This is a genomic window from Afipia sp. MLSD5-FHT05B12 (assembly GCF_058793355.1).
In genome coordinates this window covers 1-19,931 of sequence record NZ_JBXAFS010000005.1, presented here as the reverse complement: position 1 = coordinate 19,931, position 19,931 = coordinate 1, and the positions used below count along the sequence as shown (strand labels likewise).

Annotated in this window: 17 protein-coding genes, 1 tRNA gene and 2 pseudogenes; 6 read left to right on the top strand and 14 right to left on the bottom strand. The window is 58.4% G+C overall.

Annotation, left to right across the window (positions count from 1 at the left end; translation table 11 throughout):
• Positions 1–10 precede the first annotated feature (10 nt).
• Entirely contained in the window at positions 11–1,096 is a 1,086-nt protein-coding gene (locus AC1Q6J_RS09075; RefSeq protein ID WP_492279209.1) for a polyamine ABC transporter substrate-binding protein, read from the top strand.
• Here the strand turns inward: AC1Q6J_RS09075 and AC1Q6J_RS09070 are convergent, their stop codons facing one another.
• From AC1Q6J_RS09070 to AC1Q6J_RS09040, 7 genes are all read right to left on the bottom strand, one after another.
• Positions 1,097–2,029, bottom strand: coding sequence for a lipid A biosynthesis lauroyl acyltransferase (locus AC1Q6J_RS09070; RefSeq protein WP_492278993.1), 933 nt, complete (start codon positions 2,027–2,029; stop codon positions 1,097–1,099). It lies immediately after the preceding gene.
• On the bottom strand, positions 2,029–3,051 hold the full coding sequence (locus AC1Q6J_RS09065; RefSeq protein WP_492278992.1) for a zinc-binding dehydrogenase: 1,023 nt from the start codon (positions 3,049–3,051) through the stop codon (positions 2,029–2,031). Before AC1Q6J_RS09065 ends, AC1Q6J_RS09070 begins: the two co-directional genes overlap by 1 nt.
• 99 nt (positions 3,052–3,150) lie before the next feature.
• On the bottom strand, positions 3,151–4,431 hold the full coding sequence (locus AC1Q6J_RS09060; protein WP_492278991.1) for a beta-ketoacyl-ACP synthase: 1,281 nt from the start codon (positions 4,429–4,431) through the stop codon (positions 3,151–3,153).
• Between the two features lie 17 nt (positions 4,432–4,448).
• Positions 4,449–5,648 (bottom strand): beta-ketoacyl-ACP synthase, encoded by a 1,200-nt coding sequence (locus tag AC1Q6J_RS09055; protein ID WP_492278990.1) that lies wholly within the window; start codon positions 5,646–5,648, stop codon positions 4,449–4,451.
• Positions 5,641–6,114 carry a 3-hydroxyacyl-ACP dehydratase FabZ family protein gene (locus AC1Q6J_RS09050; RefSeq protein ID WP_492278989.1) on the bottom strand — a complete coding sequence of 158 codons (474 nt, stop codon included), beginning with the start codon at positions 6,112–6,114 and terminating at the stop codon, positions 5,641–5,643. Before AC1Q6J_RS09050 ends, AC1Q6J_RS09055 begins: the two co-directional genes overlap by 8 nt.
• Before the next feature lie 11 nt (positions 6,115–6,125).
• Positions 6,126–6,407, bottom strand: a complete 282-nt coding sequence (locus AC1Q6J_RS09045) for an acyl carrier protein (RefSeq protein WP_002711294.1) — start codon at positions 6,405–6,407, stop codon at positions 6,126–6,128.
• A 161-nt stretch (positions 6,408–6,568) separates the two neighbouring features.
• On the bottom strand, positions 6,569–6,883 hold the full coding sequence (locus AC1Q6J_RS09040) for a hypothetical protein (protein ID WP_492278988.1): 315 nt from the start codon (positions 6,881–6,883) through the stop codon (positions 6,569–6,571).
• Between the two features lie 166 nt (positions 6,884–7,049).
• Between AC1Q6J_RS09040 and AC1Q6J_RS09035 the strand changes: the two are divergent.
• A pseudogene (locus AC1Q6J_RS09035) lies at positions 7,050–7,220 on the top strand (ParB-like protein); the annotation flags it as partial.
• A gap of 32 nt (positions 7,221–7,252) precedes the next feature.
• Here the strand turns inward: AC1Q6J_RS09035 and AC1Q6J_RS09030 are convergent.
• The 3 genes and pseudogenes from AC1Q6J_RS09030 to AC1Q6J_RS09020 all read right to left on the bottom strand — a co-directional run bounded on the left by AC1Q6J_RS09030 (position 7,253) and on the right by AC1Q6J_RS09020 (position 9,735).
• Positions 7,253–7,717, bottom strand: coding sequence for an MgtC/SapB family protein (locus AC1Q6J_RS09030; protein WP_492278987.1), 465 nt, complete (start codon positions 7,715–7,717; stop codon positions 7,253–7,255).
• Between the two features lie 26 nt (positions 7,718–7,743).
• A pseudogene (locus AC1Q6J_RS09025) lies at positions 7,744–7,863 on the bottom strand (peroxidase-related enzyme); the annotation flags it as partial.
• 111 nt (positions 7,864–7,974) lie between these two features.
• The gene (locus AC1Q6J_RS09020; protein WP_492278986.1) at positions 7,975–9,735 is read right to left on the bottom strand and encodes an ATP-binding protein; all 1,761 of its coding nucleotides are present in this window, start codon (positions 9,733–9,735) and stop codon (positions 7,975–7,977) included.
• Between the two features lie 434 nt (positions 9,736–10,169).
• Between AC1Q6J_RS09020 and AC1Q6J_RS09015 the strand changes: the two genes are divergently transcribed.
• Positions 10,170–10,243 (top strand) — tRNA-Gln (locus AC1Q6J_RS09015).
• Positions 10,244–10,825: 582 nt separating this feature from the next.
• Here the strand turns inward: AC1Q6J_RS09015 and AC1Q6J_RS09010 are convergent.
• The 4 genes from AC1Q6J_RS09010 to AC1Q6J_RS08995 are packed head-to-tail and all read right to left on the bottom strand — an operon-like array spanning position 10,826 to position 13,870.
• Entirely contained in the window at positions 10,826–11,746 is a 921-nt protein-coding gene (locus AC1Q6J_RS09010) for an aldo/keto reductase (RefSeq protein WP_492278985.1), read from the bottom strand.
• Positions 11,743–12,333: an AAA family ATPase gene (locus AC1Q6J_RS09005; RefSeq protein ID WP_492278984.1), complete on the bottom strand. Its 591-nt coding sequence runs from the start codon at positions 12,331–12,333 to the stop codon at positions 11,743–11,745. Before AC1Q6J_RS09005 ends, AC1Q6J_RS09010 begins: the two co-directional genes overlap by 4 nt.
• Positions 12,330–12,884: a 3'-5' exonuclease gene (locus AC1Q6J_RS09000; protein WP_492278983.1), complete on the bottom strand. Its 555-nt coding sequence runs from the start codon at positions 12,882–12,884 to the stop codon at positions 12,330–12,332. Before AC1Q6J_RS09000 ends, AC1Q6J_RS09005 begins: the two co-directional genes overlap by 4 nt.
• 26 nt (positions 12,885–12,910) lie before the next feature.
• Positions 12,911–13,870 (bottom strand): radical SAM protein, encoded by a 960-nt coding sequence (locus AC1Q6J_RS08995; protein ID WP_492278982.1) that lies wholly within the window; start codon positions 13,868–13,870, stop codon positions 12,911–12,913.
• A 276-nt stretch (positions 13,871–14,146) separates the two neighbouring features.
• Here AC1Q6J_RS08995 and AC1Q6J_RS08990 point away from each other — a divergent pair, with 276 nt between their 5' ends.
• The 3 genes from AC1Q6J_RS08990 (at position 14,147) to AC1Q6J_RS08980 (ending at position 19,645) form a co-directional block, all read left to right on the top strand.
• Positions 14,147–15,151, top strand: coding sequence for a YiiX/YebB-like N1pC/P60 family cysteine hydrolase (locus AC1Q6J_RS08990; RefSeq protein ID WP_492278981.1), 1,005 nt, complete (start codon positions 14,147–14,149; stop codon positions 15,149–15,151).
• Positions 15,152–15,776: 625 nt separating this feature from the next.
• Positions 15,777–18,866 carry an HsdM family class I SAM-dependent methyltransferase gene (locus AC1Q6J_RS08985; RefSeq protein WP_492278980.1) on the top strand — a complete coding sequence of 1,030 codons (3,090 nt, stop codon included), beginning with the start codon at positions 15,777–15,779 and terminating at the stop codon, positions 18,864–18,866.
• A complete protein-coding gene (locus AC1Q6J_RS08980; RefSeq protein WP_492278979.1) occupies positions 18,863–19,645 on the top strand; it encodes a hypothetical protein in 783 nt (260 codons plus the stop codon). Before AC1Q6J_RS08985 ends, AC1Q6J_RS08980 begins: the two co-directional genes overlap by 4 nt.
• The last annotated feature ends 286 nt before the right edge of the window (positions 19,646–19,931 follow it).

The window sequence follows — 19,931 nt, the reverse complement described above, 5'->3', positions numbered from 1 at the left end:
GAGGGGACTGATCTTCACTGCAATCGTTGCAGGTGGTCTTCTGGCTTCGACGCCATTCACGCAGGCGCAACAGCGCAGCGTGAACTTTTACAACTGGTCGAACTACATGGCGCCCGGCGTCCTCGAGCGGTTCACCAGGGAAACCGGCATCAAGGTCACCTACGACACATTCGACGCCAACGAGACGCTCGAGACCAGGTTGCTGGCCGGAAAGTCCGGCTATGACGTCGTGGTGCCGACAGCGTATTTCTTACAACGTCAGATCGCTGCGAATATTTTCCAGAAACTCGACAAGACGAAGTTGCCCAACCTTGCCAACGCGTGGCCGGAGGTGACCAAACGCCTCGCGGTTTACGATCCCGGCAATGCCTTTGCAGCCAACTACATGTGGGGCACCACGGGTATCGGGTACAATGTCAAGAAGTCGCAGGAAATCCTTGGCGCGGACGCCAAGATCGATTCCTGGTCGATGGTGTTCAAGCCCGAGAACCTTGCGAAATTCAAGGATTGCGGAATTCACATGCTGGATTCCGCGGATGATATCCTGCCGGCAGCGCTGAGTTATCTCGGCCTCAACCCGAATTCGACCAAGCAGGCCGATCTGGACAAGGCCGCGGATCTGATTGGCAAGGTGCGGCCCTATGTGCGCAAGTTTCATTCGTCGGAATATCTGAATGCGCTGGCGACCGGCGAAATCTGCTTCGTGGTCGGCTGGTCGGGCGACATCAAGCAGGCCCAGAGCCGTGCCGCGGAAGCCAAGAACGGCGTCGAGATCGGATATGCGATTCCGAAAGAGGGCGCACAGATGTTCTTCGACAACTTTGCCATCCCGGCAGATGCGCAGAACGTCGCCGAAGCCTATGAACTTATCAACTATCTCTATCGGCCAGACGTCGCTGCCAAGAATTCGGATTTCCTGTCCTATGCGAACGGTAATCTCGCCAGCCAGAAGCTGATCGACCCGAAGGTATTCAACGACAAGACGGTCTATCCGGATGACGCGACGCTCAACCGTCTATTCGTCATCACCGCGCGCGATCCCGCGACCCAGCGCATCATCAATCGTCTGTGGACGCGGGTGAAGACGGGCCGCTAATCAGCGCCAGCGGCGATGCAGCCAGAGCCACTGATCGGGATGTTCACGGACCCACCCTTCGATGACGGCATTGACCGCCTGCGTGGTGGCCTGCACATCGATCTTGCCTTCTGTATCACGGATCGGCTTGACCTCGTCCGATAGCTCCGCCCGGAAGCGATTGTTAGGCAACCGGACGATGCGGACGCCGTGGATAGGACACTCGACCTGCCGTGCGAGGCGAGCGAGCAGGGGATTGGCCTTGGCGGTGCGGCCGAAGAACGTGACGTCAACGCCGCGGCCGAAATGCTGATCCACCAGCATGCCGACATGCACGCCCTTTTGCAGTGCCTGTGCGAGCCGCAGGGGCGCGTCATGAGTGGTCGCGACCATCGTCCCCATATTGACGGACCGGATATTCTGGATCGCGCGATCGACCGCGGCGATGTTGGGGCGGCGAAACAACACTGCGGATTCCAGCCCGTAGGCAGGGCCCGCCAGCGCAGGCAGCTCCCAGTTAGCGAGATGGCTTGCGAAAATCAACGCGCCTTTGCCGTCGTCACGCAGCGCCTCGAACTTCTCGATAGTGCCGGGGGCAGGCTCAACGCGGCTGCTATCCCAATGTTCGGGATCGAGCTTCCAGATGTGATCCAGATGCGCGAACTCCGCACCAACGCGACCAAGATTGTCCCATACGCCCATGAGAATGGTGTCGATCTCGGTTGGCGACTTCTCCGGGAATGCCGCAGTCAGGTTGGCACGGCCGATCTTGTGTTCCGGCAACCAGGGACCGACAGCGCGCGTCACCGCTGCGAAGAAATTGGCGGTATGGTCGGGATCAAAATAGCGGGTGACCCGCAATAGGCCCACCGCGATCGCCCCGAGGATCGCTCCCGTCATAGGCTTTAGCGCGTCGCGCAGGATAGCTTTGGTGCGGAGGAGCAGGCGGCGCATCAGAATGTGACGACGATCTTGCCGAACACTTGCCGGCGTTCCATGCGCTTGAGCGCTGCGTCCACATCGTTGATCGGCACTTCAGTGTCGATCACGGGCTTCATACCGGCGGCCATCTTGTCGAGGCTGTCGGCAATGTTGCGGATAGTCGCTCCGAATGATCCGAAGATGCGGTACTGTTGCTGGAAAAGCTGCATCAGGTTGATCGTGGTTGTCGGGCCCGAGGTCGAGCCGCAGGTTACCAGCCGTCCGCCGCGCTTCAAGACCAGCAGGGAGCCGTTGAAAGTGTCAGCACCGACATGTTCGAAGACCACATCGACACCCCTCTTCTTGGTGATCTTGCGCGTCTCGCCTTCGAAGCGGTCCTTTCGGTAATTAATGACGTGGTCCGCGCCGAGTGCTTTTACGCCTTCGATCTTGGAGTCGTCGCCTACTGTGGTGATGACGGTGCAGCCGATGGCCTTTGCCATCATGATTGCGACGGTGCCGATGCCGGAGCCGCCGGCATGTACCAGCACGGTTTCACCTGGAAGCAATCTGGCGTTGTCGAACAGCATGTGCTGAACGGTTGAATACGCGATCGGCGCGCAGGCGGCGTCACGGTCGGAGACGCCGTCTGGTACCGGGATCACCAGCCGCTCATTGAGGTTCATCAGTTCGCGGGCGAAGCCGTCAACATGAAAGCCCATGATGCCGGCGACATTTTCGCAGAGGTTGTCGCGGCCAGCCTGACATGCGGGGCAAGTACCGCAGGTCAGCGCGCCGTACATCACGACTTTCTGCCCCGGCTGGAAGCGGGTTACGCCGTCGCCGATGGCAGCAATCTCGCCGGAGGCTTCCGCGCCAACCACGAGCGGAAGCTTGCGCTTGGCGAAAGCCATGCCGCGATAGCCCCAGACGTCGATATGGTTGAGCGCAACGGCCTTGACGCGGATCTGCACCTCGCCTGCGCCGGGTGGCGGGGGCGGCGGTGTATCCGCGACCACCAGCTGGCGGTCGGCAACGAGGGTGAGCGCGCGCATCAAGGCGTCCTGAAAGGCTGAATTTTCTTGCAGATTTGGACGTGGGTATCGCCGGTTCGGCGGAGGCCGTCAACCGCCGAACCCCGCCACCGCGGGCCTTTACATTGGTTCGCGGGTGAGGATCAGGGAGGCGTTCTGGCCGCCGAATCCGAACGAGTTCGACATCACGGCACTCACGCGGGCGTCGCGGGCCTTGTTGGGCACAACGTCGAACGGGATTGCCGGATCTGGCACATCGTAGTTGATGGTCGGCGGGATGCGCTGATGTTCCAAGGTCAGCAGGGAGAAGACGGCTTCCACCGCGCCCGCGGCCGAGAGCGTATGTCCGACCATCGATTTGTTCGATGATACCGGAATCTCTTTCGCGCGTTCGCCGAACACCGTCGAGATGCCGAGATACTCCATCTTGTCGTTCTCGGGCGTGCCGGTACCGTGCGCGTTAATGTAATCGATATGTTCGGTGCCGACGCCAGCGTCAGCAAGTGCGTTGTGGACGCAGCCGACGATCGGTTTGCCGTCCGGGCTTGAACGGGTGCGGTGGAAGGAGTCGGCAAGTTCACCGCAGCCGGCGATGACGCCAAGGATCTTCGCGCCGCGCGCAGTGGCGGCTTCCAAGCTTTCGAGTACCAGAGAGCCGGCACCTTCGGCCATGACGAAGCCGTCGCGGTTTTTGGAGAAGGGACGCACCGCAGCCTGCGGAGGATCGTTGTGAGTCGAGAGGGCGGACAGCAGCGAGAACCGGATCAGTGCTTCGGCATTGACCGAGCCATCTGTCGCCACGCACAACGCTGCGTCGGTTTCCCCGCGACGGATCGCCTCGACGCCGAGCTGAATCGCCGTCGCGCCCGATGCGCACGCGGTCGACAATGAAATTGGTGAGCCTTTGGTGCCGAAGGTATCGGCCAAATGATCGGCCACGGAGCCGAACAGGAAGCGGCGATGCAGATCAGTAAACCGCCCACTGCCGCTGGCATTGAGAAGAGCGTCGTAATCGATGCCGGACGTCATGCCGGTGGCGCGGGCGACGTCGTGCCGCGGTTGCCACTCGAGTTCGATGGGGGCGACCGCCAGAAACAGCGGGCCGGGGAAATCGCCCTTGGAGCCGATACCCGATTGCGCGACGGCTTCTTCGGTTGCGACGTCAGCAAGGCGCTCCGACAGCGTGGTGGATGAAAATGGTTCGACCGGAATGAAATCGATGGTACCGGCCATTGTGGTTTTGAGGCCGTTGGTCGGGAAACGCGTGATGGTCCGGATACCGGACTCGCCCGCGGTCAACTTGGCCCAGTTGTCAGACTTGCCTGCACCGAGGGATGTAACAACGCCCATGCCGGTGACGACAACGATGGGCCGTCCGAACTTGTCGCGCGTCGATGTCATCGTGCCCCCGTATCTCGCTAAACTGCCTCAACCAGCGCCATGCCTTCGCCACGCCAGTGACCGGCTCCGATTACTATAATCTGGGATGGCGGCTTCGCCATTTCAATCTCGACGCCGGTATTATCGTTTGGTGGAAACAGCGCGCCGCGCGAGATCGACAGCGCTGCGAGCGCCAGACCGAGCGGGAACTGAGCCTCCACGACATGGCCGAAAGGGGTGGCGGTGCCGCGGGTTGGAATATCGCGATGCTTATCGAGAAATGCACGCTCTTCTGAGGTTACGGGCGCAGCTCCGGTCGCGCCGGTAATGATTGCGCTGTTTCCTCCCACAGCTCCGATCTTTGACCATAGTCTGTCGAGCGCTGCGGTTACGTCGCCGGCGGTTTTGCGTCGTGCATGGTCCGAAACGACTTTGGTGAGCTTTGCGTATGGCTTTGCGCCGCGCGCCTGTGCGTGTTCCCTGGACTCGATAACGAGAAACACGCCGCCCGCACCGAGTGCAAAACCGTTGTCGCGCTCCCAGACCGGCGCAAATTTGTTCTTTAGATTGAAATCGCCGAACTCGTAAAGCATCAGCATTTCCTTGCGTTCGCTGTTCTGCGCAGCGCCGACAAGGGCAATGTCGCTTTGTCCGCCGAGGATGCGCGCCAAGGCGATGCGCGCAGCGTCTACGCCGGCGGCTTCCTCGCCCATGAAGGTCCTGGACGATCCCGTGACCCCGTGAACGATCGAGATGTTGCCGGCAAGCAAGTTCGAGAGCTGCGCCAAAAACAGCGTGGGGCGCAGGTCATTCATCAGCCGCTCGTTGAGCAGCGCCGGGTCGGCGTTGCCCTGGATGTTGGCGTTGACGATCGAGGAATCCACCGCAAGGTCGCGTTCGCCACCACCTGCGGCAACAATCATGTCCATCCGCGAGAGGATATCGGCATTGCCCTTGATGCCAGCGGAGTCGAGCGCGAGACCAGCCGCATATGTACCGATGCGCTGCCACGCCTCCATCTGGCGCTGATCGCCTTTCTTGGGGATCTGCGCATCGAAGCTCAGCTTGGTCATCGGATGAACGATGTAGGGCGCGAATGTCGTCTCATCGACGTTGATCGTTTTGGCGTTCAGTGCATCCCAATGCGCATCCAGCCCCTCGCCGAGAGATGTGGCGAGACCGATGCCCGTGATCCAGGCTTCGCGGGTTCCGCCTTTTGGTGAAGAGGTCTTAGTCATGAGCTATTGCCTGTTCAGGAAAGCCGATCTGCTTTGCCATCGATTCCATGTGCGCACGCAAATCAGGGTGCGGAAATGGTGTATGGCGGAAGGTCAGGGTCGCATTGCACTTCACCTTCCCGCCAACACTGACCTTGGCGTCGGTGATGGCGAAGCCCGAGCCGTCGTGGACCAGACTTGCATCGACCGTCAGCAACTCGCCGGGCTTCACGAAGTCGCGCATCTTTGCTTCCTTGACACTGGCGAGGAACGGCATGCGTTCGAACTTCAGGAGTGCGATCAGGAGCCAGCCGGACGTCTGCGCCATCGTTTCCGTCAGTAGCACGCCCGGCATCAGCGGATAGCCGGGGAAGTGTCCCTCGAAGACGGTACTGGTCGCAGGAACCCTCGACTCGACCGTAATCGTCCGCTTACCGACGTTGAGGTCGGTGATGCGGTCAACCATCTGGAAGTATTCGAGCTGCATGGCGGGGCGCGTCAGGCGCCCTTGGCGGCGACCAATTCGTCGATGCGCGCGCTGAGGTTCTTCAGGACAAAGTACTGCTCGGTCGTGGCCTTTCCGTCGTTGACCTCCTGCGTCCACTTCTCCAGCGGCAGTTTGATGCCAAATGCCTTGTCGATGGCGAAAGCGATGTCGAGGAAGTCGAGGCTGTCGATGCCCAGATCGTCGATCGCATGGCTTTCCGGGGTGATCGTGTCGCGAGGAATGTCGCACGTTTCCGCAATGATCGTGGCGACCTGATCGAATGTAGACGACATGCTAAGCCTTTGAGATTTTTGAGGTAAATGCCATTTCTGGCATGGAGCGCTGGGCTCGAAACCGTGCCACAAGCCCCTTTGGACGGGTTGAACCCCGTATATCGGAGCCATGATCCGAGTTCAATGGCGCAGCGTGGCAGCGAAATGACCGGTTTCGGACCCTAGTTGTGTCGAATCGGATCGGTTTTCTGTGCTGAAATATGTGCGCAATCCAGCCGGCCCATGAGGACGCAATCCTGCGTAGTTCGTAAATCGGCAAGGGTCATGGCGAGCCAGATGCCGACGCTCGTGAGTACTGCCGTAAAGGCGATGGCGGCCGCATTCGCGATCATGCGGTGACGATAGTCGTCGGGGCTTTCGCTGGTTCGTTCGTAGCCGGACACGTCGGCCGCGAGTCTTCCGGCCGGGGTGGCCGTTGGCCGCCGCGCTTGCGTACGCGGCCGGAATTTCAGCACGCGATGTTCGCCATCGGTCATGAGAGACAGGTCCAAATCAGCAAAGACATCCTAAGTCCACCGCAGAACATGTCTTCGGCAAAGAGGTTATTCCTGTGATGCCAAAAAGAATAGCTCGGAATCGAGCCTGTCGCGTATTGCGTTCGAAGCGCGGTTGAGGGTCATTGGAATAATGCCTTGAAAGTGAAAGGACAGCACACCGTTCAGCGAATTCCTGTGGGCGGACTTCCTGTGCCGTAGGGTGAGGCGCAAGACGGTCGATAGTGATTTCGCGAAGGCAATCGAGCAGGCGCTGTCGCTCGGCAAAAGCAAAGATACGATCGATCTGCCCGGCTGGCGTGGTCCCACGGACGATGACGAGGCATCCCGGGAACCCGATGAAATTGCGCGCTATGAATTTGGCGGCTCGTCGGACTCACTGCGGAAAGCGCGATGGAGCGCGCGCTCGAAGGGACCGCCAAATGCGAGAACCACAAGCGCGATCGCAAGAGCAACAATCACCAGCCGCCATAGTCCCAGCCCACAGACGATTCCGATGCAGGCTGTGAACCACACGCAGGCTGCACTCGTGAGGCCTTTCACCTTCGACTGATCGCTATGAACGATCACACCCGCGCCCAGAAAGCCGATGCCAGTGAGCAGCCCCTGGATGACGCGACTGGTTGCATCGGACAGCCGGCCGGCTTCCAGGGCTTCTGGATTGGCAAGCAGGACGACCGTTGCGGTGGCAAGACCCACCAGACCCAGCGTGCGAAGGCCAATGGGCTTTCCATGCAGGTCGCGGTTAAGACCGATGACTCCGGAGGCGACCGTTGCAACCCCGAGCCGCAGAATGATGTCCCACCAGTCAAGCAATGCAGTCGCCTTTCTGAACAGGCTGGTTACACCTTCGGCACGTGGCCCATCATATAGAATTCGTCGTTAGGCCGCATCCCTGTAACGCTCGCCATCCGATTTGACAGGGCAAAGAACGCCGCGATCGCGGCGATGTCCCAGATATTTGGTCATGGCAGGCGTCGGTGCGGAAGGTGGGAGCGCTTCGTGCATAGTCGAGGATAACTCCCGCGCAAAGCTAGCTGGGTTGCGCACGGCTGTCCCGCAGATGGCTGCGATCAGCGCAGGGGCTTTTTCAGCAACGAGAAGCGATCGGGATCGAGACCGAGCGAAGGCTGCAGCATCGGTGCGTCCAGCACGCGGGGAGCAGGACGCTCCGCAACGCTCCGGTCGAATGTCGGATCGTTCGGCGCTTCGCGATGGGATGTCGCGCCGCGCCAGCGCTCCAGCACAGAACCGACAAAGGTGATGTCGTGGCCGCTGAGAGCCGAGGGCGTCGTCGCAATGGTCGCTTCGCTGCGTGGCAACTGATGCGCCGGAACTTCCTTGAAGCGGAGCCGGGTCGGGAGAGCGACACCTTCGCCGAACGCCAGCACCTCGCGCGTTCCGAGCGACGGCACGAACGACAGCAGGTTCGCTGCGGCGTCGGAAACTGCGGAGCGCAGCAAGCCCTGGTCGCGCTCGTTCGCAAGCCGCATCGCAAACAGCGTATTGCACTGTGAGATGATTGTTGCATCGAGCTCGGCTGGACGCTGTGTAACCAGCGCAAGATAAACGCCGTATTTACGGCCTTCTTTAGCGATACGTGACACGGCCTTGCGCGTTGGCCCGAAACCTACACCGCGGTCCGCAGACGCATAGCGATGCGCTTCCTCGCATACGAACAGCATCGGTGACGCACCGTCGCTCCACAATCCGAAATCGAACGCCATGCGGCACAGCACGGACACGACGGAGTCCACGACTTCCGCGGGGAAACCTGCGAGTTGCATGACCGTCATTGGCCGGCCGCTCGCCGGCATTCGGAAAAGGAGGCTGATGACCTCGGCCATCGTGTCGCCGCCGACGTTGGCATTCTCGAACATGAAGGCGTAACGCGGATCGTTCTTGACGGTCTCGATGCGTGTAATCAGCTTGTGATAGACGATGCGGGAGGAACGATTCTCCAGCTTGCCCATGCGCTCGTCGATCAGCGAAATCAGATCGACCAAACGATATGGTACCGGCGTATCGGCGGTGTAGCCGATGGTTTTGGCGTCGACGCGTTTCAGGCCGACGCGATCGGTGTTTTGATATGTCGTATAGGTGGCCTTCGCCACCGGGATAAGTTCAATGAGAACTTCGAGTTCTTCAGGAACGCCGGGGCGACCGCCGAAGATGACGTCGACGAATTCCTCGAAATTGAACAACCAGAACGGCAGCTTGAGATTCCGGGGATTGAGAACGAGTGCCTTGTCGCCGAAGCATCGTCCGTATTCGTTATGCACGTCGAGCAGAAATACCCGTAGATTCGGCCGTACGCGTAGAATCTCGTTCAGCAGTAGCGAGACGCCGCTGGATTTGCCGACTCCGGTGGAGCCGAGTACCGCAAAATGCTTGCTCAGCATGTCCTCGACATCGACATAAGCGATGACGGACGGGTCCTGTTGCAGCGTACCGATGTTGATCTGCTCGGCTTTTGAAGGCGCGTATACAGTCCGCAGTTGCTGGTTGGTCAGGACGTCCACCAGATCACCGATTGTCGGGTAGCTGGTGACGCCGCGCTGGAAGCGGCCGGAAGGACCGGTTGCGATTTCCCCGAGCAGGTCGACCGAAGCGATCGCGATGTAGTTGTCGGTCGCCGGCAGGTTTTCGCGACTGACCTCGGTGATCATCGCGACGATGATAGTTGTCGCCGTGCGAATCCCGAAAAACTGGCCAACGGTGGCGCGTACGTTGGCGTCATTGATCTGGCTGGTCGCTATAAGGCCGACGCGCGCCTGCGAGCCGCGTACCGAAATGACGCGCCCGAGTGAGGCTGGCTGCGGTGAGGTCAACATAGAGAGGTGTAGCCTGTCTGTGAGGGTGTTGAATTTCTCTCGACTGTACAAAGGCTTGTTGCAGGAAATGTTAAACGATCCAGGAGCTGTGCCGGCTCCTTAAAGTGGTCCTTGGCACGGCATTACAACCGCTGAAATCCGCTGGCGCGCTAAGGTCCCGTAGTTCAAGGGGTATTTTCATCCTGACAGATATGGCCTGACAGGCGCCGCTCTACTGGCGTTAAGTCTTTGTTTACCTTGGATTAATGGATAGTCGTCTGGGACGCCCGCAGCGGCTGACGACGGCCATTCGCGACGCGATCAGGGGATAGGGCAAGGCAGGGGTAGACCGCGGCGCGGCACCGCTTTATATCCAGCGCGCGAATATCGATTTGCTGATTTGGACAACGATCCGCCGGTGCCACACCGTGCGTCAGATCAGGTCCGCAATCGATTGGGGAATGGTGTAACGGTAGCACAACAGACTCTGACTCTGTTTGTCTAGGTTCGAATCCTAGTTCCCCAGCCAACCAGTCCGGCTTTCAGAGAACATCCTTATCAGGCACCAGAAAAGCCTGCAAAATGCGGGCTTCTTTAATGTCGATAAGTCTCCGGGATACCGGTTGTCGAACTTTTGCGGCGGGACTTCCCGGAAGTCTCCGGCTATCTGTTGGAAAATTCCCGTTTTCTAGAGACACGCTCTCGAGACTAGAGAATAAACGCACTGCACGGTCGAGCGACCAGTCCAGTTCGCACATCTAAGCTGCCAAATCTCGATCGATCGTCTTCAGAGACCGAGTTCGATCCCGACCGAATGAGTTCGAATCCTCGTTCTCCCGCCAACCAGCTTGGCCGTCAGAGGGGCCTTTTCAGGTACAAGAAAGCTGTCGCCAAGCTGAGAGCCGAACGGAACATCCTAAAAAAGCCGCCCCCGCTTTGCGAAGAATCGACACGAAGTTCGCCTTCATCGCGAAGCACCAGAGGGAGCTGGCCGGCGATGTGGTTGACCGCCTCGGCAGTGATCCGCTGGGAAAGCTGCCCGAGGCCGAGACCAGTGCTCTCCGCCAGAGACTTAAGCCGGATAGGACGCTGATAGCACTGCGGACGCTAGCTAGGCGCCCGCTTCGCAAAAATCGAGCGCGGCCATTTCCTCGGCAGTTAACGTGAGGTCGGTGCTGCCGACGCTTGCCTCAAGCTGTTCCAGGGTTCTCGCTCCGGGTATGACGCGGATCGCGGGCCCCTTGCAGAGCAACCAAGCGAGCGCGATCGTTGCGGGCGGAGTCGATCGGGAGGCCGCGATGCGCCAGAGCGGCGCAAGGACCGTCGCCCATTTGGCGTGTTGTTCTGGTTGAAAGCGGGCGTCTTTGCTGCGGTAGTCAGTCGGCGAGCGCGCGGGCACTGCTCCGGGTCCACTAGTGAGTATTCCGCGGCCCAACGGGGAATAGCAGACTAATTTAGTTGGGCTTCCCAGAAGGCTCGGCAACAGAGCTTTCTCGGAAGCGCGCGCGATGAGCGAAAATTCATTCTGAACGAAGGCTATCGGATGCTCCGAGTAAGCTCGCCGGAGCGCATCTGTATCCGTAGCAGACAGGCCCAAGGAGAGCACTTTTCCTTCGCGCACCAGTTCCGACATCGTGCCGACGACATCCTCGATCGGAACTTTGGGATCTGGGCGGTGCTGGTAGAGAATATCGACGTGGTCACGGCGCAATCGACGCAGCGACCCCTCCAACGACGAACGGATCGTACTCGGGCGACTATCCAGCCCGACGATCTTGCCGTTTTGGATGCTGTATCCGAACTTGGTGGCGATTTCGACACCAATCTGTTCGCGACCGAGAGCCTCGGACAGGAGTTCCTCGTTCAGGTACGGACCGTAGAGTTCGGCGGTGTCGAAGTGAACGACTCCCAAATCGAGGGCGCGGCGTATGATCCTGGTCGCACTATCCCGCGATATCGGCCCGTAAATGCCAGTCAGGGCCATGCATCCAAGTCCGACGCGGCGCGGTGGCAAGACCGGGAGGTGATTCATCGGTTGGCGGGGGACGACCGCCGCGATGCGACGAAGTCGACGATGTACTGCACGATCTCGTGCTGATTGGACGACGTGAGCACCAGCGCCTCCGGCGCGATTTCGGAAACCAAGGTTTCGATGGAGGAGGCCACGGCGTCGCGGAATGCGGCGTCCTGGTCTCGGCCCGCGCCGAGAACGACGGCCTTGTCCAAAGACGTCCTGACGAGCAGATCGTAATCTGGGGTATGAGCCTTGACGATGGTCTTGAGCTCGAACGATCGTCTGTCTCCGATAGTCCGATCGGTCGAACGCAGCGCTGCATGCAGATATCCCAGTGCATCGATGACTGGGCGATCGATAAGAATGACGTCGTGGACAAGCGAGGCTTCGGCTTCGAGGCGCATGCACTCGGAGACGATCCAAAGGGTGCTTTCGTAATTGTGGTCTTTTAGGATGGGAAACCCGAGATCCTTCGCCCTAACGGCGAAATCGCCAATGCGGTGGACTTTGAGGTTCGAATCCAGTTTTTGCTGAACTGCGTCGAGAAGGGATGACTTTCCGGTCGAGTGCGTGCCGGTGACGCCTATCTTTATTGGAGAGATCACAGAAGGGACCCTTGTTTCGGGTTGAGAATGTCGGCATCCGCGAGCGCCTTCCGGCGCTGCTCGATCGTCAACGGTAACAGCAGGTGAATAAATAGTAGGGCCGTCAGTGTGGCGTCGTAGAGGGCCGAGTGATGTCGAGCGCCGGTGCGCTCGCCGGCTTGCTCGGCAAGGTCGAACTCCGTGCCCAAGTTGGCCAGGCTGTACGATTTCAAGCCCGGCCTTAGCGCCTTCGCCAGCCTCAAGGTGTCGATGGCGGACACTGGCGTCCAGTCGGGTAGGGACCGCGAGAGAATCTCGACCTCGATCTTTACATTATGACCAACGATCGGCGCACCTTCGAGCCACATGGCTACGTCGTCCGCTATGTCCACGATCGATGGTGATCCAACGACGTCGTCATCGGTCAACCCATGGATGCGGGTGGCCGCGGGCTGGATCCCGTGCTCCGGTTGCACGAACCAATGACGCTTCGTGCCGGTCAAAGAGAGACGTTCGACCCGTAGCATCGCCAGTTCGACGATCTCCGGCGGGGAACCACCACTGCCTTCCACGTCAACGACCCAAAGCCTATCGGTCTCTAATCCCATCCGAATTCCGCTCGTCCGTGGCGCTTGTATAGGTGGGGATGGATTCGATCATGGACCTGGTAGTTCAACGAATGCTGGATGAAGTAGCGTTGCTGTTCTGAACTGCCGCTCACCTCAATCCGCCGATCATCGATCGATACGTGATCGATGCCGAGCTTGGCGAGCTCGGCAAGTTCCCTCACGACGGATACTTCCGGCTTGCGATGCGCAGCGGCGCATCGGGCGAACTGGTTTCGGGGGCAGATGTCGCAGATTTCCCGTATTCCATAGTGGCCATTGTAGTCGGCGATGCGGTGAGCGTAGCCGACCCCGCATGATGTCTTGCGGAATAGCGGCCGTCCTGCGAATGCGTCGGTCACGCGCCTCTCGGTCTCGAGGGGCAGTATCTTTCTGCGCGCCACTTCGGGATAGATGTCCGGTACCCCCGCGTGCCGAAAGTATTCGCGGATTTCTTCGCGGTGGAAGAGACCCGTGAACACCGTGGCATCAGCCAACCCGGAAAGCTTCAAAGCACGGTCAAGGTGCCCATCGCTGTCGTTGAATCCAGCGATTAGCGGTCGCCAATACAGGATCGACTTGGTCCTCGACGCACCGTCGCGCAGCGTGCGTAGCGAATTTTCGGCGTGACTGCTGTCGACAGGCTCGATCTTATCATCGTCGATGCCCGACCAAGTGACCAATACTGTCAGTCGCAGATGCTTTAGGCGTTCCAATCTGATGACGTCTGTCTTTTCGATCTTCCACCTCGTTATCACCAGCACGGTATTCGTGAAGCCTCGATCATCCAATTGCTCGAGCGTCACGAAGAGATGGTCCTTGACGCCTGGCAGAAACGGATCGGTGGCGCGATTGAATATCTGGATAGGTGTCAAGTGGGGGCGGAACGCCCAATGCCCCACAAGGAGATCGACCGCTTCGCTATCGCCCAGCACCAGGTGGGGCTGCTTCATGTCGAAGTTCTGGAAGAGATGGCGCACGCAATAGCCGCAATCGAGCGGGCAACCAACGACGTGGTTGAGGCTGAGGCCCGACTTTCTATATTCCACCACGTTCCGGAGCGAAGCGGGCAGGTCGGCTGGGGCGGTTCGGAGGGATTGCACTGGCGATCAAGCTGAGTTTGATTTTCTACCAAAAAGTGAGTGAACGAATCACTCTATAATATTGGTTGTCGAGACCGCAATGCCGTGCAAAGCAGGCCGGGACATCCCTAAATCGGTCAAAAACGTTTGAAAAAGCTCGACGACAACAAGTTACGTCTCGGCGACATAATCCTTACTTCCGGATCTAACAAAGTCAGCAAAGCGGTCCGGCGCGTGACGAACAGCGCCATTTCACACGCTATGATTTACGTTCAGCACTCGTCGGTCATCGACGCGGCGGCAGAGGGAGTTCACTCCAGCAATATTCAGCGTATCTTCTTCGAAGACAACTCGGTGGTCGTTGTGCTGCGTTCCCGAATTGCGTTGGACGACGAGATCATCCGGAAGATTACGGATTTCGCCAGGGCAGCGACCGGGACGGAGTATTCGAAGCGCGAAGCGATTGCCGTCGTCGCTCGCAAGATGCGTGGCGTCCGGACCCGGAAGCAGTTTTGCTCGAGGCTTGCAGCGCAGGCCTATGCGTTCGCCGGAATCGACCTAGTACCGGATCCGGACTTTTGCAGCCCCGAGGACCTCCGGAGAAGCGAAGACCTTCTTGAAGTCGGGGATGTATTGTTGCCTGCTTCCGCCGAGGAGGTCGCATTCTGGGTTGCGAGGACCAACGTCCTCAAAGCTATGGCCGATGCCACCAACGCCGTCCTAAAGGCGGCTCGTCGACGATCGGACAGCATTCACAGTCTGAACGACATAAACGACTATCTGCTTTCACATCCGGCGGAAGACCGGCATTTCCGCAAGGCGTACGAAAAGTCAGGTTATTTGACCGTATGGCAGATTGAGTACGCAAAGAGCCGTTGGCAGTACGATCTCGAACTTATGCGGCATCTTGTTGATGCAGAACCGGATGGAAAGTCCTCTATGGAGGAATACTGTCGGCGGCTTCTGGGAGATGTCGAAGGCGCGCGCCGTTTTGAAACTAATCTCCGGGAGTATCGAAAGCTCGCGGCGGTGACGCAATTGACGACGTTCCAAATGCTTGCTGAACTTTACAGGCACCTCTATGCGCTGCACCGGCAGCGCGTTGAGACCGCGCGCCGATTTCTATCGGAACAGGAAACTGCAAAAAAATAGCCCCCAACAAACTCTACTGCGAGTTCTCGAACAATTCCGCGACCTATGGAGAATGTAGTACTCTTGGTACACGAGCCATAGTGCGCAAGCAGGCTCCGGTGTCGGTAATCTTCGTGGCGAGACTGCACGGCGTGGTCTGCGTCAGGTGCGGTAACTCCTCTTCGATCCATTCCATGTTCATCGCTTTCGAGCCGCGCCAAAGCGATCTTGGGAGAGCCTAGCGTGACCGGCGGGCGAGACGATGGCATCACACGGTGATCGCAATGAAGAGGCGGGCGTACTCGCGCTTGTCCCTTGAGCCGAGGTCTGCGCTGTGCGGCCGACGAGGGATCGATGACCACTGCTATCCGGTGTGGGGAATGGGTAATAGCCGCGCGAGAGGTTTCGCTTTCCACCTATGTAAGGGCTGATTGCCCATTTCGATTGTTCTCTGTTTGTTCTATATTGGGGCAGCCGCCTTCCGACTCGCCCAGTGAAGCCGAACACGTAACACCCTGAACAACCTGAGCAATTTGAGATACGCAAAAAATTGATGATTCGTAATGACTTATCAGCAACTTGCATCGCATGATGCTTGCGGCCGGTCCATGCCGTTCGTCCACGATCCGACCATCCGAGTATTGAAATGCCGACTGTGCCCTCTCAGCCCGCCACTGCCGACCTCGTGCGGCGCTTGGAAGCGGTCATCGCCATGCTGGGTTTTGAGGAAACCCACGGGCTCGTGCGGCATTGGTCCAAGTTCCAGTCGACGACCAATCGGCATGTGGTACGGCAGGCCTTCGATACTATTCGCGTCCATTCCGTGTTCGGGTTTTCGTCTGGTCGCCCCGATGCGACTAAGTTCGCGCCCATTCTCTATCTATCAATGGCGACCGACGACGCGGCCGCCGTCGCGGTACATCGCCTCGTCTGGAGCCAAGGCGTCGTCCCGATTCTGCTGGTTGCTACGCCGGCAGGTCTTCAAATTCGTCGTAGCCTTTCGCCGCCCACTGGGCGCCCAATCACTGTCCCATGGGATCGCTTGACGGATAAGGCGAGTCTCCCGCCTGAATTAACATCGCTCACCGCCCTCGCGCTATCGAGTTCCGTCGTGTGGCGCGATTATGTGACGGATCGATCCAACCGTGTCGATGCTGCGTTATTGAAGGCGATCGAGTCCTTAAATGAAGCTGTGCGCAGCGACCATCCCGCACTTCGCCAACAGCCGGCGCTCGTCAACGCGCTGATCGGTCGCTTTATCTACTTCTTTGTCCTTCTCGATCGGAAAATTATCAGCCGCGCATGGATAGCAGCGCTGAAGGATCAGACTGGCAAGGCCGTTTGCACGCAAATAGCAACCTCGATCGATGATCAGGGCAATGTCGACATCGCCGACCGGCCATGGCCCGCGCGCGAAGTATGGGCGCTGTTTGATAAGATCGACGACATTCTTAACGGAGCCATCTTTCCGATCTCGTCAAGTGATCGGCGTCTCATTCCCGCTAATGCGCTTCATTTGATACGTCGGGCTATCCGACATGGCGACACGCTCGGTGCCGGCGTGCGGCAGCTCGGTTTTCTCGACGTTTCGTTCTCAACGCTTCGTACAGAGACAATCTCCGCTATCTATGAGCTCTTCCTCCTAATCGAAGACCCGGAGGAGAAGGACGACGCTGGCGCATTCTATACACCGCCTTTCCTCGTTGACTACGTGCTCGACGAGATTGACCGCATCCGTGCATTTACCGCGAAAAGCCGCGTAGTCGATCCGGCGGCCGGTTCGGGAATCTTTCTCGTTGGTGCCTACCGCCGCATCCTTGAGCGCGAGATGCCGCGCCGAAGGTGGACACCGGTGCATTTTCAGAAGGCGCGTACCATTCTTGAGAATGCAATCTTTGGCATCGAGAAGAACCGCCAAGCTGCGAACGTCGCGCGCTTCAGCCTCTACCTGACGCTGCTCGATTATGTCGAAAGCGCTTCGATTAAAGAGCTCAAGCAGTTAGCTGGAAGTCGGAAGGTCTTTCCGGCGCTCAGTGACAACGTGCTCGACCGCGATCTTTTCTCGATTTCAGGTGATGAATTGAACCGCCTTGGGCGCTTTTCGCACGTCGTCGGCAACCCTCCTTGGGGTAGCTTCGGCGAGCAGACCGGCCGCAGTAACGAACAGCGCGATGCGGCCAGCATTGCGCAACGCGACGCGCGGCTCAAGCTTGCCCGCGATTATGTCGCCTCGCTCGATGCAACTTTGTATCCGGTAAGCAACAAGCGGCTCTCCGAGTTGTTCATCTGGAAAATACAGCGTGATCTTTTGCAAAAAGGCGGCGTGTTCGGCCTTCTGATCTCGACCCGCAGTTATGTCGCGCCATCCGCCGAAGCATTTCCCGTTGCGCTCGCGAAACACGTGAAGCTCGTCGGCCTCGCCAATCTTTCGCATTTCCGCTATCGCCTTTTCAAAGGCGCGCGCAGTCCTACTCTTGCAATCTTCGCCGAGAACCGCGAACCGGCCGACCTCGATACCGTCTGGGTCTATTCGCCTCTTTTGACGTCGCAGCCGATCGGCGAGGCCGGGCATCTCTGGTCTATCATTGTATCGGAGAGCGATGTCGAACCTTACAAGCTACGCGATTTATCGCGCTCGCCCGAAAGTTGGTTCTGGGCGTTGATGCTGCGTCCCATCGACCGTCGCTTCGCAAACCATCTTCGACTTTGGTCACGGCATTTCAAGCGTTCGTTCGGCGATTTTATTGCTGCATCACAGCTTGTTATGAGCCGCGGCGGCAGTACTTCTCAAACCGGAGTTCCGGCGAATCTACTTCTCACGAGCGACAGCTATCAAGCGAATCTCGGTCTGCAAGGACTAGGTATCAGTGATTATCCGCATGATCGTCTGCGCGCGGTGACGCCAAAAGGCACGTTCGCCAAGCTCTTCGCCGGCCGGATCATCTTTATCCCAAGACACATGAATGAGGTTCTCTATATCGAAGAACCGGTCGCTTTCGTTTCGACCTTCAACGCGCTCTATGCTGAAGATCCCGTCGCCTTGGACAATGGCGCCATCGCGGCGATGAAGGGCATTGCGCGTTACCTTACCTCGGACGTCGCGCGCTATCTTTACGCGCTGTTCGGCAAGACCCGCATCCTCGACAGTGCCCGCCTTGAGAAGAACGACCTCGAATCGATCCCGTTTCCATTCACAGATCTCGCTGACGCCGATTTACAGCGGCTCGAAACGATGGACGAAATCGCAATCACAACCTTCTTTGCCGAGAAGGTCGGGCTTGATAGGGCGTTCGTACAGGCTGTCGCCGAGTATAGGCTTTTTCGCCGCGGCTATGAGGACTCGCAAGTGCCTGCGGCTGCACTCGGGCCTCCGGACGGTGAAACCGTGGAGCACTATCAAACGATGCTATTCAATCGCTTGGCTGACCATTTCGGTGCTGCCGCACATTTTGAATGCAGAGTTCGACGACCATCCGATACCGAGCATTTTGCGGTCATCAGTATTCATATCGGGCGTCCGGACGCAACGCAGCTGGAGATGGCCACGGAACCTTTGTTCGACGTCATTAAAGCTAACATGGGCTTCAGCCCGCATGCGCGGATCGTATTCGATGCGGCTGCCTCTCGGATTGCGGTCGCCAAGCCGTGGACGCGCGTCGCCTGGACTGTCGAGCAGGCTTATGCGGACGCCCGTGGCATCTCTGAAGAAGTTTTGCGTTCTGGAGCTGGCTCGTGACGATCGCAGGGTTTTTCTCGGCACACGCTGGCGGCTCCGATCAGACGGCTCGCGTCCTTGTTTGGGAGCGGATGCTTCATCAGGCCTTGTGTCTTCTTGAAGAAGCACAGCGGCGTGTCTGCACTCCGGAGGCCCAGGAACAGCTTCGTAAACTCGATGGCTGGTGGCGTGAATCGAAATCGAAACTCAATGGAAAGCCATGCTTGGTGCCATCTGAAGAAGCGATTTCCGAAGCGCTTTGCACTGAGATGGAAAAGATCAGAGATGAGTTCGTCCTAAAGAGGCTTCCTGCCGATGCGACGATGGCAGGCGTCGATATGCTGGCGGTCGCGAGCGAGCAGCCACGAAAAATAAAAACCGGAATCGGAAAACGTTCCAAGCCAACCGATATTCGTATCTACCGGCTTAACTCGGAGAATCTTGATCTTCGTATCGAAGCAAAAGTTGTGCTGCGCGAGGACGATATCAAGAAAGCCTATCTTTCGGGTAATGGTCTGAAGCGATTTTCTGATCCTAAGGAACCTTACACCGATCGCGAAATAGGCGGTATGGTCGCATATGCCGTGACTGACAATAAGGCGGCGTGGCTCACGCGCATTGACGATGCGCTTCGGGCTTCAACGCCGCCGGTACACACTTTCAAATACCGTATTCAGACGTCACCCGACGAGACGCTTTTTAGCCGCGTGCCGTATGCCATCAGTTCGAGCGTCCGAAACGAAGTGTTGGTATTTCACGTCGTGCTTGAGTTTGCATGCGAGCCTGATGTACGCCCGTGAGGGATGCGCTTATTCATCTCCCGTAACACGAAAAGAGTGTTTGAAATGCACAATGCGCCGACGACGCATCGACGCCGACGTAGTGTCGACGGTTATACCCGCGTTATTTGTGAATCATGATCAATTGTCCTCGGGCCGGGCAGGCGCTGAGAGGGTAATCGATTGGTCGGCCCAGAGAATTCCATAACATTCGTCCTGCGAACACCATTTGTAGCAGCAAAGCTAAAATGTCAGCACTGAGCAAAGTTCAAATGTCAGTCTCTGGTCCCTTTGGGGACTTTGGAGG

Bases quoted from the DNA above. Each gene is read 5' to 3' on its own strand.
- AC1Q6J_RS09060 (WP_492278991.1), bottom strand. From the start codon at position 4,431: ATGACATCGACGCGCGACAAGTTCGGACGGCCCATCGTTGTCGTCACC.
- AC1Q6J_RS09010 (WP_492278985.1), bottom strand. From the start codon at position 11,746: ATGAATCACCTCCCGGTCTTGCCACCGCGCCGCGTCGGACTTGGATGC.
- AC1Q6J_RS09070 (WP_492278993.1), bottom strand. From the start codon at position 2,029: ATGCGCCGCCTGCTCCTCCGCACCAAAGCTATCCTGCGCGACGCGCTA.
- AC1Q6J_RS08985 (WP_492278980.1), top strand. From the start codon at position 15,777: ATGCCGACTGTGCCCTCTCAGCCCGCCACTGCCGACCTCGTGCGGCGC.
- AC1Q6J_RS09020 (WP_492278986.1), bottom strand. From the start codon at position 9,735: ATGTTGACCTCACCGCAGCCAGCCTCACTCGGGCGCGTCATTTCGGTA.
- AC1Q6J_RS08995 (WP_492278982.1), bottom strand. From the start codon at position 13,870: ATGAAGCAGCCCCACCTGGTGCTGGGCGATAGCGAAGCGGTCGATCTC.
- AC1Q6J_RS09055 (WP_492278990.1), bottom strand. From the start codon at position 5,648: ATGACTAAGACCTCTTCACCAAAAGGCGGAACCCGCGAAGCCTGGATC.
- AC1Q6J_RS09040 (WP_492278988.1), bottom strand. From the start codon at position 6,883: ATGACCGATGGCGAACATCGCGTGCTGAAATTCCGGCCGCGTACGCAA.
- AC1Q6J_RS09065 (WP_492278992.1), bottom strand. From the start codon at position 3,051: ATGCGCGCGCTCACCCTCGTTGCCGACCGCCAGCTGGTGGTCGCGGAT.
- AC1Q6J_RS09050 (WP_492278989.1), bottom strand. From the start codon at position 6,114: ATGCAGCTCGAATACTTCCAGATGGTTGACCGCATCACCGACCTCAAC.
- AC1Q6J_RS09045 (WP_002711294.1), bottom strand. From the start codon at position 6,407: ATGTCGTCTACATTCGATCAGGTCGCCACGATCATTGCGGAAACGTGC.